Genomic DNA, 13,462 nt, shown 5'->3' on the forward strand with positions numbered 1-13,462 from the left:
CATAAGCGTCGCGATAACCCCCGCGTCGCACACTGGTCCAGCCGGAGGCCTCCGGGCGGACCACTGGACGAAATCGGGAGGACGAAGCCAGATGACCTGGTCGCGACGGATCCGTTCAACCGCGGGAGCCGCGCTCGGCGCCCTCACTCTTGTGCTCTTCACGGCGACCCCGTCCAGTGCGGAGGAGCATCGCCACTTCAAGCTGGTCGCGCACAACGGGGTGGACTACGCGGGGAACTTCGCCGGGCCGGAGCCCCACCTTTCCGCGTGGCTCATCTTCCACTCCCAGAGGGAGGTGTTCCTCAGAGGACATGTTCACGACACGCAGGTCGACGGCTGGTGCGCGATGGTGTCGGTAACCGTCAACGACGGGTTCCCCGGTGCCGGCACCTTCCGCAGGGAGACCTGCGGTTACCTGACGAAGAAGTTCGTCGACGAGACCATCAACAAGACCCGCCTCTACACCATCAAAGTCGCGGTGGGCCTGCGTTATCCGCCCACCGGTCAGATCAGGTGGGGCGAGAGCGTGAAGTACCAGAACCCGTACTGGTGAACGTTTCTCCAGCGCTGATCGCCGGGAGTGCCTCGACGGGCGCTCCCGGCGCTCTTCCGGCGCATGCGTAGGCCCGCCGGGCCCGGGCAGGCGCTCCCGCATGAAGTCACGAGTTCTGACGAGTTCCGACGGCGTGAGCGTGCACGCGATCATCATGGACAAGGGCGACGAGGCCATGGCCGAGCTGCAGCGCTGGGCGGAGGAGCACGAGGTCACGGCGGCCTCGCTCACCGCGATCGGCGCGTTCAGCGGAGCCACGCTCGGCTATTTCGACCCGGAGCGCGGCGGCTACCTCCGCATCCCCGTCAGGGAGCAGGTCGAGGTCCTGAGCCTGACCGGCGACATCGCGGTCGCCGACGGGCGCCCGCAGATCCACGCGCACGCGGTCGTCGGCCTGCGCGACGGCGCCACCCGGGGCGGCCACCTCCTGGAGGCCACGGTCTGGCCCACGCTGGAGGTCATCGTGCGGGAGTCGCCGGTCTGGCTGCGCAAGCGCCACGACCCCGAGACCGGTCTCTGCCTGATCGACCTGCCGTCGTCCGGCTGATCGCGGCTCAGCCGGAACGCAGCTGCGAGATCTTGTCCTTGAACAGGGTGGAGGCGATGGACGCCTTGCGGGGCTGGCCGCGCAGGAACGCCTCCGCGAACTTCTTGGCCTGCTCGTAGGAGACCTTGCCCGGCATCGGCGGCTCGTCGGGATCCACGTCGACGTCCACCAGGGCCGGTCCGTCGTGCGCGAGCGCCGCGCGGACGGTCTCGTCCAGTTCGCCCGCCTCGGTGACCTTCCTGCCGAACCCGCCGCAGGAGCGCGCCCAGGCCGAGAAGTCGGCGACCGGCTCGGCGAAGCGCACGCCGTGCTCGGGGTAGCCGAGCACCATCTGCTCCCACAGGATCTGGCCGAGCGCGTTGTTGTTGTTGATGACCACCTTGATCGGCAGCCGGTGCCGGACCGCCGTCATGAACTCGGCCATCAGCATCGCGAAGCCGCCGTCGCCGACGAACGCGATCACCTGCCGGCCGGGGAACGCGTGCTGCATCGCGATCGCGTACGGCAGCCCCGGAGCCATCGTGGCCAGGTTGCCCGAGAGGTAGAAGCCGCGGTCGCCACGGATGGTCCAGTGCCTGGCGGCCCAGGTGGCGATGGTGCCGGAGTCACAGGTGAGGATCGCGTCGCCGGTCGCGGCCCGGTCGACGCAACTGATCAGGTACTGCGGCGCGATCGGCGAGCGCCGCGGCGACTCCAGCGCCCGCATGTCGGCGCGCCAGGCGTTCATCAGCTCGGTGTACCTGGCCAGGTGAGCGCGGTCGCCGGCGTGCTTGAGCAGCGGCAGCAGGGCGCGCAGGCCCTCCTTGGCGTCGCCGATCATCGGCACCTCGGTGGGCAGCCGCACGCCCGCCCTGACCGGGTCCGCCTCCAGCTGGACCACCCGCGCCGCCCCCGGCTCCGGCAGGTGCCTGGTGTAGGGGAAGTTGGTGCCGATCATGAACAGGGTGTCGCAGTCCTCGACGAGCTCCTCGCCGGGACGGGTGCCGAGCAGGCCGATCCCGCCCACCGCGTACGGCGAGTCGTCGGGGATGACGGCCTTGCCGGGCAGCGTCTTGATCACCGGTGCGCCGAGGGTCTCGGCCACGGCCAGCACCTCGGCGCGGGCGTGCAGGGCTCCGGCCCCGGCCAGGATCGCCGGGCGTTCGGCCCGGTTGAGCACGTCGGCGGCGGCCTGCAGGTCCTCGGCGCGGGGCACGCCCGGCGGGCTCAGGTAGACCGGGGCGGTGGCCGGCGGCCGCGCGGGCGCGACCTGCGGGTAGGGGTCGGCGCCCGCCTCGGCGATCTGCACGTCGTTCGGCAGGGTCAGGTGCGCGACCCCGCGCCGGGCGTAGGCGGTCCTGATCGCGATGTCCACGACGCCGGGCAGCTGGGCCGGGTTGTCGACGACGAGGTTGTACTCGGCGACGTCGGCGAACAGGTGCTGCAGGTGGACCTCCTGCTGGTAGCCGGTGCCCAGCACGCTCGTCTCCTGCATCCCGGTGATCGCCAGGACCGGCTGGTGGTCCAGCTTGGCGTCGTACAGGCCGTTGAGCAGGTGGATGCCGCCGGGGCCGCTGGTGGCCAGGCAGACGCCGATCCGGCCGGTGGCCTTGGCGTGCCCGGCCGCCATGAACGCGGCGGCCTCCTCGTGGTGGACGAGCACGAACCGGACCCGGTCGGAGTGGCGCCGCAGGCCCTCCATGATGCCGTTGATGCCGTCGCCCGGTATCCCGAAGACCGTGTCGACGCCCCATTCGGCCAGGCGTTCGATGAGCAGTTCGGATGCGATCGTAGCCATACCTGCCGCAGTGCCCCAGAGGGTCCACCCAAACATCGGGCAGGCGGGAAAGAAATCTCCGGATCGGCAGATATGGCGGCAGGACGGAGGTGGTCCTCGCCTCGGGCTGGACCGACGCCGAGCCCGTGCCCCCACGACCAGGTGGCGACCTGGGCCGAGGTGTCGATCCGGCGTCCTTGGCGTTTCTGGATTGTTACCGGAAACAACAAACTCCCCCTCCGAGAGGTCTTCCAAAGCAGGCCGTACCGGAATACGTTGCCGCAAACAACATTCATCCGGGCCCCTCCGGAAGAAAGGACCCTGCACCCATGCGCAAGGGGATCCTCAGTCTGACCGCCGCGGCGGCCGCACTAACTCTCGGTCTCACCGCCTGCGGGGGCGACGGCGGTCAGACCTCCACGACGACCTCGGCAGAGGCTTCGGCGGAGGCTTCACAGCCGGCCGCAGGCAAGATCGGCGTCATCCTGCCCGACAGCAAGTCGTCCGCACGCTGGGAGACGGCCGACCGGAAGTACCTGCAGGAGGCCTTCGAGGCCGCCGGCGTCGAGTACGACATCCAGAACGCGCAGAACGACAAGACCGCGTTCCAGACCATCGCCGACCAGATGATCACGAACGGCGCCACCGTCCTGATGATCGTCAACCTGGACAGCGGCACCGGCAAGACCGTGATCGACAAGGCCAGGTCGCAGGGCGTGGCCACCATCGACTACGACCGCCTGACGCTGGGCGGCAACGCCGCCTACTACGTCAGCTTCGACAACGAGAAGGTGGGCCAGCTCCAGGGCGAGGGCCTGTCGAAGTGCCTGGCCGACAAGGGCGCGGAGAAGCCCATCGTGGCCTACCTGAACGGCTCGCCGACCGACAACAACGCGACGCTGTTCAAGCAGGGCTACGACGGCGTGCTCAAGCCGAAGTTCGACTCCGGCGAGTACGTCAAGGGTCCCGAGCAGTCCGTGCCCGACTGGGACAACACGCAGGCCGGCACCCTCTTCGAGCAGATGCTCACCAGCGAGCCGAAGATCGCCGGCGTGCTCTCCGCCAACGACGGCCTCGGCAACGCGGCCATCACCGTGCTGAAGAAGAACAAGCTCAACGGCAAGGTGCCGGTCACCGGCCAGGACGCCACCGTGCAGGGCCTGCAGAACATCCTCGCGGGCGACCAGTGCATGACCGTCTACAAGGCCGTCAAGAAGGAGGCCGACGCCGCCGCCAAGCTCGCGGTCGCGCTGGCCAAGGGCGAGAAGCCGGCCGCGAGCGGCAGCGTCAAGGACCCGGAGACGGGCCAGGACGTCCCCGCCGAGCTGCTGGACCCGCAGGCCATCTACGCCGAGAACGTCAAGGACGTGGTGGCCGACGGTTACGTGACCAAGGAAGAGCTGTGCACCGGCGACTTCGCCGACAAGTGCACCGAGGCGGGAATCCAGTAACAACCAGGCACCTCGTAGAACCGGTAGAAGGCACGGCTCGCGCTCAGGGGCGCGGGCCGTGCCCCTCGTGAGGGAGCCCCATGACCCCCCTGCTCGAAGTCCGCGGGATCGACAAAAGCTTCGGTCCCGTGCAAGTCCTGCACGACGTGGCGTTCTCGGCCAACGCCGGAGAGGTGACCGCACTGGTCGGCGACAACGGCGCCGGCAAGTCGACGCTGGTCAAGTGCATAGGCGGCATCTACCCGATCGACTCGGGCGAGATCCTGTTCGACGGCAAGCCGGTGCACGTGCACGGTCCGCGCGACGCGGCCGCGCTCGGCATCGAGATCGTCTACCAGGACCTGGCGCTCTGCGACAACCTCGACATCGTCCAGAACATGTTCCTCGGCCGCGAACGCCGCCGCGGCATCATGCTGGACGAGGCCGCGATGGAGGAACAGGCCCAGGAGACGCTCACCGGCCTGTCGGTCCGCACGGTCAAGTCGATCAGGCAGCAGGTCTCCAGCCTGTCCGGCGGCCAGCGCCAGACCGTCGCCATCGCCAAGGCCGTGCTGTGGAACAGCAAGGTCGTCATCCTCGACGAGCCCACCGCCGCGCTGGGCGTCGCCCAGACCGCGCAGGTGCTCGAACTGGTGCGCAGGCTGGCCGACAAGGGCCTGGCCGTCGTGCTCATCTCGCACAACATGAACGACGTGTTCGCGGTGTCCGACAGGATCGCGGCCCTCTACCTCGGCAGGATGGCCGCCCAGGTCCGCACCGCCGACGTGACTCACGCGCAGGTCGTCGAACTGATCACATCCGGCCGCAGCGGAGACCTGGGGATCACGCAATGAACAAGGTCAAAGAACTGCCCGGCGACGCGATCGCCGCCGCGAAGACGTCGCCGTCGATCGGCCTCAGCGTCCGCGCCTACGCCGAGCGGGTGCGCGGCGGGGACATGGGCGCGCTGCCCGCGGTGCTCGGGCTGATCGTGCTCTGCACGGTGTTCGCCGTCGCCCGGCCGGCCTTCCTCACGGCGATCAACTTCGCCAACCTGTTCACCCAGGGCGCCGCGATCACGGTCATCGCGATGGGCCTGGTGTTCGTGCTGCTCGTCGGCGAGATCGACCTGTCGGCCGGGTTCGCCAGCGGCGTCTGCGCGGCGGTGCTCGCGGTGACGCTCACCAGCCTGGGCCTGCCCTGGTACGTCTGCGTGCTGGCCGCGATCGTCACCGGCGTGGTCATCGGCGTCACGCTCGGCGGCCTGGTGGCCAAAGTGGGCATCCCGTCGTTCGTGGTCACGCTGGCCGCGTTCCTCGCCTTCCAGGGCCTGGTGCTGGTGCTGGTCAGGGAAGGCACGAACATCTCGATCAGGGACGACGTGATCGTCGCGATCGCCACCAGGAACCTGCCGCCGTGGCTCGGCTGGGCCCTGTTCGCGGTCTGCGTGGCGGTCTACGCGGGCATCCAGCTCATCCGGGCCAGGAAGCGCGCCGCGCGCGGCCTGGTGGCCGACCCGATGTCGCTGATCGCCGCCCGGGTGGGGGCGCTCGTGGTCATCGGCGGCCTCGCGGTGTACGTGCTCAACCTGGAGCGCAGCCGCAACCCGCTGCTCACCTCGCTGACCGGTGTGCCGATCGTGGTGCCGATCATCCTGGCGCTGCTGGTGCTGTGGACGTTCGTGCTGCACCGTACCGCGTTCGGCCGGCACATCTACGCGGTCGGCGGGAACCCGGAGGCGGCCCGCAGGGCCGGCATCCCGGTGGACCGGATCAAGGTCGCCGCGTTCGTCATCTGCTCCTCGATGGCCGCGGTCGGCGGCATCATCGCCGCCTCGCGGGCCAGCTCCGTCGACCCGAACACCGGCGGCAGCTCGGTGCTGCTCTACGCGGTGGGCGCCGCCGTCATCGGCGGGACCAGCCTGTTCGGCGGCAAGGGCAGGGTGCTCGACGCCATACTCGGCGGCGCCGTGGTGGCGGTCATCGAGAACGGGATGGGCCTGATGGGGTACGGAGCGAGTGTGAAGTATCTGGTCACCGGATCGGTGCTGCTGCTCGCCGCGGGCGTGGACGCCATCGCGCGCAAACGGGCCTCCGCCGCTGGTCTAAGGTGATCAGCGACTTCCACCCGTTGAAGGAACCACAGCCTATGCGTGCCGGTCCGTCCCAGGAGGACATCAGGCGCCACAACCTCGGCGCGCTGCTGCGTCATGTCCATCTGGGCGGGCCGATCTCGCGCGCCGAGCTCACCTCCAGGATGGGGCTCAATCGCAGCACCATCATGGCGCTCACCTCCGACCTCACGGCGGCCGGGCTGGTGCGCGAGGAGCTGCCGCGCGAGACCGGCCGCGCCGGGCGGCCCTCCCTGGTGGTCCGTCCCGAGTCGTCGCGGGTGTACGTGTTCGCGTTCGACGTGGGGCCCGACCGGCTGGTGGCCGCCCGTGTCGGGCTGGGCGGGGTGATCCTCGACCGGCGGGAGCTGCCACGCCGGCGCGGCCCGTTCGAGCTGCCGGAGCTGGTCGGCGCGCTGGCCGGGTTCGCCCGGCAGATGCGACGCAAGACCAGGCCCGACACCGTGTGCGTGGGCGCCGCCGCGGCCGTGGCCGGCGGGGTGCGCAAGGGCGACGGCGTCATCACCTTCGGCCCCAACCTGATGAAACCCCATCAGGAGGTGCCGTTCGGTGAGGAACTGGGCCGCAGGCTCGGCCTCGGCCTGCCGGTGAGCGTGGGCAACGACGCCAACCTGGGCGCGCTGGCCGAGCACAGCCGCGGCCTGGGCGTGTCCGTCAAGGACCTCATCTACCTGCACGGCGACGTCGGCATCGGCGGCGGCATCATCGCGGGCGGCCACCTGCTGGGCGGCCACGACGGCTACGGCGGCGAGGTCGGCCACATGGTCGTCAACCCCGGCGGCAGGGCGTGCGGCTGCGGCTCGCACGGCTGCCTGGAGGCCGAGGTGGGGGAGCGGGCGCTGCTGGAGGCGGCGGGCCGGGCCAAGACGGACCAGAACGGGGACGCCCAGCAGGGCAAGCACGGCCGGGAGGCGGTGCGCGCCGTCGTCGACGCCGCCGACCGGGGCGACATCGTGGCCCAGGAGGCGCTCAAGCGGGTCGGCGACTGGCTCGGCCTGGGCGTCGCCAACCTGATCAACATCTTCAACCCGGAGATGGTCATCTTCGGCGGCATGCTCAGGGAGATCTACCTCGGCTCGGCGGCGCGGGTGCGCAGCCAGCTGACGCTGCACGCCATGACCCCCCAGCGCGAACGGTTGCGGCTGCGCACCTCGGCACTGGCCGACGACGCGACGCTGGTGGGCGCGGCCGAGCTGGCCTTCGCCCACGTCCTCGCGGACCCGCTGGAGGTGCTGGCCAGGGCGGGCGGCTAGGCGACCCGCGCGTTCGGCGCCGTCCAGGTGTTGCAGGCGCCGGCCGAGCCGCCGTCGTAGCCGCGGTCCTGCCAGTAGGCGAGGTTGCGCGGCTTGCCGTGGATCTCGCTCTCGCGGCTCCGCTTCACCCCGTCGATCCACTGCGCCCAGGTGATGTCGGAGTTGAGCGTGTCGAGCGTGGACCGGTAGAACACGCCGGCGAAGCACTCGGCCTGCATCTCCAGCCGGCGGCTCAGCGCCGCGCGCCGGGTCTTGCCGGAGCGCCAGTAGAGCGTGTTCTGCGCGTCCAGGATGCCGGTGAGCTCCTGTACGTGGTGGCCCCACTCGTGCGCGACCGAGTGCGCGAGGTTCAGCTTGATCTGGTCGCGCAGGTCACGCTTCATGATCCGGATCGCGACGGTGCGCTGCTGCGGGCAGTACTGCGCGCCGTTGGTGGTGATCTTCCCGCAGACCGAGCGGCTTCCGGTCGTGATCTGCAGCTTGGGCGGGCTGTAGCGCAGGCCCGCGGCCTTGAACCGGGCGGCCCAGAAGCGGTTGGCGCACCGGGCCAGTTCCTGCTGGAACCTCTTCACCGAGGCGGCGCTGCCCGGCCTGACCTCGGAGGTCGCGCAGGACATGGGGGCCGCGGTGCCCGACCGGTAGATCTTGTTCTTGGTGAGGACGGCCGGCAGCGCGGCGGTCGCGGTGGTGCTCGCGGCCGCCGCGCTGCTCGCCGTACCCGTGAGGCCCAGACCCGCGATCATGCAGGACGCCACTGCGATAAGGGGAATACGCACGATCGCGGATCTTAGACCAGTTCATGGTGTTTTGTTTACGCAACCTTGGCATTCGGCCGCGGAAGGCACGGCCGCGCCCGGTGACGCGGCCGTGTGTCAGGACGTCAGGCGACCGCCCTGGAGGACGCCTTCCAGGTGTTGCAGGAGCCCGGCTGCGCGGAGTTGTAGCCCCGCTCCATCCAGGCCGCCTGGCTCCGGCCCTTGCCGTGGTCGTTCTGCGCCCAGCCCTTGTGGCCGTTCTCGCGGAACCAGTTCACGGTGTGGTCCCAGTGCTCCTGGGGAACCGGCAGCGAATGGGCGATCGTCCGCATGAAGACCGCGGAGAAGCACTCGGCCTGGAGCTCGTGGCGGCGCGACAGCTGCAGCTGGGCCGAGCGGCCGGCCCGCTGCCTGGCCTGGAAGTAGTAGTTCGAGATGCCGGCCAGCTGCTGGACGTGGTGGCCGTACTCGTGGGCCATCAGCCGGGCGATGCCGACCGCGAACGGGTCGCGCAGCTCGCGCTTGGTGATCAGCATGTACATGGTGCGGTCGGCGCTGCAGTACACGCCGGCGGCACCCGAGACCCAGCGCCCGCAGGCGTTGTTGACCTTCCTGGTGACGATGCGCAGCCTCGGCTTGCTGAAGCGCAGGTTCGCCTTGCGGAACTGGGTGGCCCACGCCTTGTTCAGGCAGTTCGTCATCCGCTGGAGGAAGCGCTTGTACGCGGCCGTGCTGCCCCGCCGGATCTCGCCCGGCGAGCAGTTGGTGGCGGCCAGGCGGCCGGTCCGGTAGAGCCGGCTGTTCGTCGCCGCGGACTTCGGAGCTGCCTGCAGGGCCGCGACCTGCTGCGCCGCCGCGGGCTGGGTCGTGACCCGCTGCTGGACCCCGGGCTGGGCGCTGTGCGTCTGTGCGACCGCCGTCCCCGTGCCGGCCAGCGTGATGACCACGCCGGCCGCCGTGAGTGACGCCAGTTTCTTCATGGGGAGAGTGTTCATAATGTGCCAAAGACTAGGTCAAGAGCTGACAAATGTGGGTGGATTTAAGTCGATGGGTCTAGTGCGGCATCGGCGAACTAGACTCGTCCCAGTCGGCGAACAAGAGCAGAGGGGAGCCGGATCCGTGAGCGGGTTGCTGGGCTCGATCAAGGGACCGCACGACGTCAAACGGCTCGCGGCGGGAGACCTGCCGCTGCTGGCGGGTGAGATTCGCGACCTGCTCGTCGACTCGTGCGCGCGCTTCGGCGGCCACCTCGGCCCCAACCTCGGTGTGGTGGAACTCACCATCGCGATCCACCGCGTCTTCGACTCGCCGCGCGACCCGGTCATCTGGGACACCGGTCATCAGGCGTACGTGCACAAGCTGCTCACCGGCCGGGTGGCCGGCTTCGGCGCGCTCAAGCAGGAGGGCGGCCTGTCGGGCTACCCCAGCCAGGCCGAGTCCGAGCACGACTTCGTGGAGAACTCCCACGCCTCCACCGCCCTGTCCTACGCCGACGGCCTGGCCAAGGCGTTCAAGCTGCGCGGCGAGCGCGACCGCACCGCCGTCGCGGTGATCGGCGACGGCGCGCTCACCGGGGGCATGGCCTGGGAGGCGCTCAACAACATCGCCGCCGTCAAGGACCTGCCGGTCGTCATCGTGGTCAACGACAACGGGCGCTCCTACTCGCCGACCATCGGCGGCCTCGCCTCCCACCTGTCGTCGCTGCGCGTCGACCGCCGCTACGAGGACGCGCTGGAGTTCGTGAAGGAGAAGCTCGGGAACGTTCCCGTGCTCTACGACGCGCTCCACGGCCTCAAGAAGGGCGTCAAGGACGCCATCGCCCCGCAGGTCATGTTCGAGGACCTCGGCCTCAAGTACGTCGGCCCCATCGACGGCCACGACGAGCAGGCCATGGAGGCGGCGCTGCGCAGGGCCCGCGGCTTCCGCGGCCCGGTCATCGTGCACGCGCTCACCCAGAAGGGCCGCGGCTACAGCCCGGCGGAGAACCACGACGAGGACCAGTTCCACTCGCCGGGCGCCTTCGACCGCGCCACCGGCGCCGAGAAGCCCAAGGGCCGCATCTGGACCGACGTGTTCAGCGACGAGCTGGTCCGGCTCGGCAAGGAGCGCGACGATGTGGTCGCGATCACCGCCGCGATGCTCCACCCGACCGGCCTGGCGCGCTTCGCCGACGCCTTCCCCGACCGCACCTACGACGTCGGCATCGCCGAGCAGCACGCCCTGACCAGCGCCGCCGGTCTGGCCATGGGCGGACTCCACCCGGTCGTGGCCGTCTACGCCACCTTCCTCAACCGCGCCTTCGACCAGCTCCTCATGGACGTCGCCCTGCACCGGCTGCCCGTCACCGTGGCGCTCGACCGGGCCGGCGTGACCGGCGACGACGGCGCCAGCCACAACGGCATGTGGGACCTCTCCATCCTCCAGGTCGTGCCCGGCCTGCGGCTCGCCGTCCCGCGCGACGGCGAGCGGCTGACCGAGCTGCTGCGCGAGGCGGTGGCCGTCACCGACGGGCCGACCGTGCTGCGCTTCCCCAAGGGCCCCGTCGCCGAGGCGATCGAGCCCGTACGCAAGCTCGGCGGCATGGACGTCCTGCGCGACCCCGACACCTCCGACCCCGACGTGCTGCTGGTCGGCGTGGGCCCGATGGCGCACGTCTGCCTGGAGGCCGCCACCCTGCTCGACGCGCAGGGCATCAGCGCCACGGTGGTCGACCCGCGCTGGGTCAAGCCGCTCGACGAGGCCCTGATCGGCGCGTCGGCCGGACGCCGGCTCGTCGCCGTCGTCGAGGACAACGGCCGGGTCGGCGGCGTGGGCGACGCGGTCTCGCGGCTGCTGCGCGACGCCGACGTCGACGTGCCCGTGCGCAACTTCGGCATCCCGCAGCGCTTCCTCGACCACGCCAAGCGGGCCGTCATCCTCGGCCGGATCGGACTCAACGGCCAGGACCTCGCCCGCCAGATCACCGAGGCGGTCGCCAAGCGCAGCTCGCAGGTCGTCAGTCCTTCGTAGGAGAGCCTTCCCGGGTTACGCTCACGTGAGATTCCGCACCTCGCATGATCGCCCCGGACCCGGGAAGGATCACCGACCGTGGACATCTTTCGCACGAAGAGTGTCGAGCAGTCGATCCGTGACACCGAGGCGCCCGAGCACCGGCTCCGCAAGCGTCTCACCGCCGTCGACCTGACGGTCTTCGGCATCGGTGTGATCATCGGCACCGGCATCTTCGTGCTGACCGGTCAGGTCGCCAGGGAGATGGCCGGGCCGGCGGTGGCGATCTCGTTCGTGGTGGCCGGGGTGGTGTGCGGGCTGGCCGCGCTGTGCTACGCGGAGTTCGCCTCCACGATCCCCGTGGCCGGATCGGCCTACACCTTCTCCTTCGCCACGCTGGGCGAGTTCCCCGCCTGGATCATCGGCTGGGACCTGCTGCTGGAGATGGCGCTGGCAGCGGCCGTGGTCGCCGTCGGCTGGTCAGGCTACTTCAGCGCGCTGCTCACCTCGGCCGGCGTGCACCTGCCCCCGTCGATCGCGGGCGAGGACCCCGTGGTGGACGTGCCCGCGATGGCCGTCGTGCTCATCCTCACCGCGGTCCTGATCGCCGGCATCAAGCTGTCGTCCCGGGTCAACCTGGTCATCGTGATCATCAAGGTCACGGTCGTCCTGCTGGTGATCCTGGCCGGGCTGTTCTTCATCTCCATGGCCAACTACACGCCGTTCGTCCCCGAGCCGCAGCCGACCCCGGCGGTGGAGGGCGTGCAGGCGCCGCTCATCCAGGTGCTCTTCGGCATCACGCCGGTGGCGTTCGGCGTGCTGGGCATCTTCACCGCCGCGGCCATCGTGTTCTTCGCCTTCATCGGCTTCGACATCGTGGCCACCGCCGCGGAGGAGACCATCGAGCCGCAGCGCGCCCTGCCGCGCGGCATCCTCGGCTCGCTGGTGATCTGCACGCTGCTGTACGTGGCGGTCTCGCTGGTGGTGGTGGGCATGCAGCCCTACACCGAGCTGAGCACCGCCGCGCCGCTGGCCGACGCGTTCACCGCGGTCGGGCAGCCCTGGGCGGCGGCGCTCATCAGCATCGGCGCGATCGCCGGCCTGACCACCGTGGTGATGATCCTCATGCTGGGGCAGACCCGGGTGCTGTTCGCCATGTGCCGCGACGGGCTGCTGCCGCGCCCGCTGGCCAAGGTCCACCCGAGGACCGGCACGCCCGCGCTGCTCACCGCGATCGTCGGCGTGGTCGCCGCCCTGCTGGCCGGGTTCATCTCCCTGAGCGCGCTGGCCGAGCTGGTGAACATCGGCACGCTCTTCGCGTTCGTGGTGGTGTCCGCCGGTGTGATCATCCTGCGGCGCACCCGTCCGGACCTCCCGCGGGCCTTCAGGGCGCCGCTGGTGCCGCTGCTGCCGATCCTGTCGGTGCTCGCCTGCCTCTACCTGATGCTGAACCTGCCGGTCGAGACCTGGCTCCGGTTCCTCATCTGGATGGTCATCGGCGCGGTGCTCTACTTCGCGTACGGCTACCGCCACAGCATGGTGGCCGGGCCCGACCGGCGGTCGTGAGGGGCGGCCGGAGCCGCCCCCGCCGAGACTCGCGGATCAGGGCGTGAAGAGCGCCCCGCCTGCCGACTTCATCAGGCACGCGTTCGAGTACATCCGGCCGAACGAGATCGGCTCGCCGCGCCACCGGCCCGTCACGACCACGGCGGCGGGCCGGAACTCGCGCGTGCAGGCGGCCTTCGAGCTGCCCACCAGCCGGGCCGGATCGCCGCCGGCCCGCGCCAGCAGCTTGCAGGCCGCGCTCGCCGACCGGTGGGTGCCGCCCGCCGGACGGCAGGTGAGCGTGGCCGTCCGCGTGGGACCGTTCTTCACCGTGACCAGGATCCGCAGGACCGCTCCCGGCGTGCTTGCCGCGACCGCCGGGGCCGGGACCGTCAGGAGGGACCCGCACAGCGCGATCGCGCCGAACGCCTTCATCATGATCTTTTCCCTTCGTAGCACACGGCATCAGAGGCTACGACGGAGAGTGACGACCGGAGGGGAGGC

The 13,462-nt window shown here is 70.4% G+C and carries 12 protein-coding genes; 8 read left to right on the forward strand and 4 right to left on the reverse strand.

Features of this window, described 5'->3' with window-relative positions:
* The first annotated feature begins 91 nt into the window (after positions 1-91).
* Together ACZ6YG_RS02270 and ACZ6YG_RS02275 are read left to right on the forward strand one after the other, a co-directional pair.
* Complete coding sequence (locus ACZ6YG_RS02270) at positions 92-553, forward strand: hypothetical protein (protein WP_466016987.1); 462 nt, start codon at positions 92-94, stop codon at positions 551-553.
* 100 nt (positions 554-653) lie between these two features.
* The gene (locus ACZ6YG_RS02275; RefSeq protein ID WP_148030337.1) at positions 654-1,100 is read left to right on the forward strand and encodes a PPC domain-containing DNA-binding protein; all 447 of its coding nucleotides are present in this window, start codon (positions 654-656) and stop codon (positions 1,098-1,100) included.
* A gap of 7 nt (positions 1,101-1,107) precedes the next feature.
* On the opposite strand, the gene ACZ6YG_RS02280 is transcribed toward ACZ6YG_RS02275, so the two are convergent.
* Complete coding sequence (locus tag ACZ6YG_RS02280) at positions 1,108-2,877, reverse strand: thiamine pyrophosphate-dependent enzyme (RefSeq protein ID WP_466016988.1); 1,770 nt, start codon at positions 2,875-2,877, stop codon at positions 1,108-1,110.
* Between the two features lie 308 nt (positions 2,878-3,185).
* Between ACZ6YG_RS02280 and ACZ6YG_RS02285 the strand changes: the two genes are divergently transcribed.
* From ACZ6YG_RS02285 to ACZ6YG_RS02300, 4 genes are all read left to right on the forward strand, one after another.
* Positions 3,186-4,307 carry a sugar ABC transporter substrate-binding protein gene (locus ACZ6YG_RS02285; protein ID WP_148030339.1) on the forward strand — a complete coding sequence of 374 codons (1,122 nt, stop codon included), beginning with the start codon at positions 3,186-3,188 and terminating at the stop codon, positions 4,305-4,307.
* 80 nt (positions 4,308-4,387) lie between these two features.
* Entirely contained in the window at positions 4,388-5,140 is a 753-nt protein-coding gene (locus ACZ6YG_RS02290; RefSeq protein ID WP_148030340.1) for an ATP-binding cassette domain-containing protein, read from the forward strand.
* Complete coding sequence (locus ACZ6YG_RS02295) at positions 5,137-6,399, forward strand: sugar ABC transporter permease (protein ID WP_466016989.1); 1,263 nt, start codon at positions 5,137-5,139, stop codon at positions 6,397-6,399. The genes ACZ6YG_RS02290 and ACZ6YG_RS02295 overlap by 4 nt, the downstream gene beginning before the upstream one ends.
* Positions 6,400-6,434: 35 nt before the next feature.
* The gene (locus tag ACZ6YG_RS02300) at positions 6,435-7,670 is read left to right on the forward strand and encodes an ROK family transcriptional regulator (RefSeq protein ID WP_271277582.1); all 1,236 of its coding nucleotides are present in this window, start codon (positions 6,435-6,437) and stop codon (positions 7,668-7,670) included.
* Here the strand turns inward: ACZ6YG_RS02300 and ACZ6YG_RS02305 are convergent.
* Positions 7,667-8,446 (reverse strand): neutral zinc metallopeptidase, encoded by a 780-nt coding sequence (locus ACZ6YG_RS02305; protein ID WP_466016990.1) that lies wholly within the window; start codon positions 8,444-8,446, stop codon positions 7,667-7,669. The genes ACZ6YG_RS02300 and ACZ6YG_RS02305 overlap by 4 nt on opposite strands.
* Before the next feature lie 104 nt (positions 8,447-8,550).
* The gene (locus ACZ6YG_RS02310; protein ID WP_466016991.1) at positions 8,551-9,405 is read right to left on the reverse strand and encodes a neutral zinc metallopeptidase; all 855 of its coding nucleotides are present in this window, start codon (positions 9,403-9,405) and stop codon (positions 8,551-8,553) included.
* Positions 9,406-9,553: 148 nt separating this feature from the next.
* On the opposite strand from ACZ6YG_RS02310, the gene dxs reads away from it, so the two are divergent.
* Together dxs and ACZ6YG_RS02320 are read left to right on the forward strand one after the other, a co-directional pair.
* Positions 9,554-11,434 carry a 1-deoxy-D-xylulose-5-phosphate synthase gene (dxs, locus tag ACZ6YG_RS02315; protein ID WP_466017168.1) on the forward strand — a complete coding sequence of 627 codons (1,881 nt, stop codon included), beginning with the start codon at positions 9,554-9,556 and terminating at the stop codon, positions 11,432-11,434.
* 78 nt (positions 11,435-11,512) lie between these two features.
* Positions 11,513-12,979 carry an amino acid permease gene (locus ACZ6YG_RS02320; protein WP_364229983.1) on the forward strand — a complete coding sequence of 489 codons (1,467 nt, stop codon included), beginning with the start codon at positions 11,513-11,515 and terminating at the stop codon, positions 12,977-12,979.
* A gap of 36 nt (positions 12,980-13,015) precedes the next feature.
* Here ACZ6YG_RS02320 and ACZ6YG_RS02325 read toward each other — a convergent pair whose 3' ends face one another.
* Entirely contained in the window at positions 13,016-13,396 is a 381-nt protein-coding gene (locus ACZ6YG_RS02325) for an SSI family serine proteinase inhibitor (RefSeq protein WP_148030347.1), read from the reverse strand.
* Between the last annotated feature and the right edge of the window lie 66 nt (positions 13,397-13,462).

It is taken from the genome of Nonomuraea sp. NPDC054003, assembly GCF_055585125.1.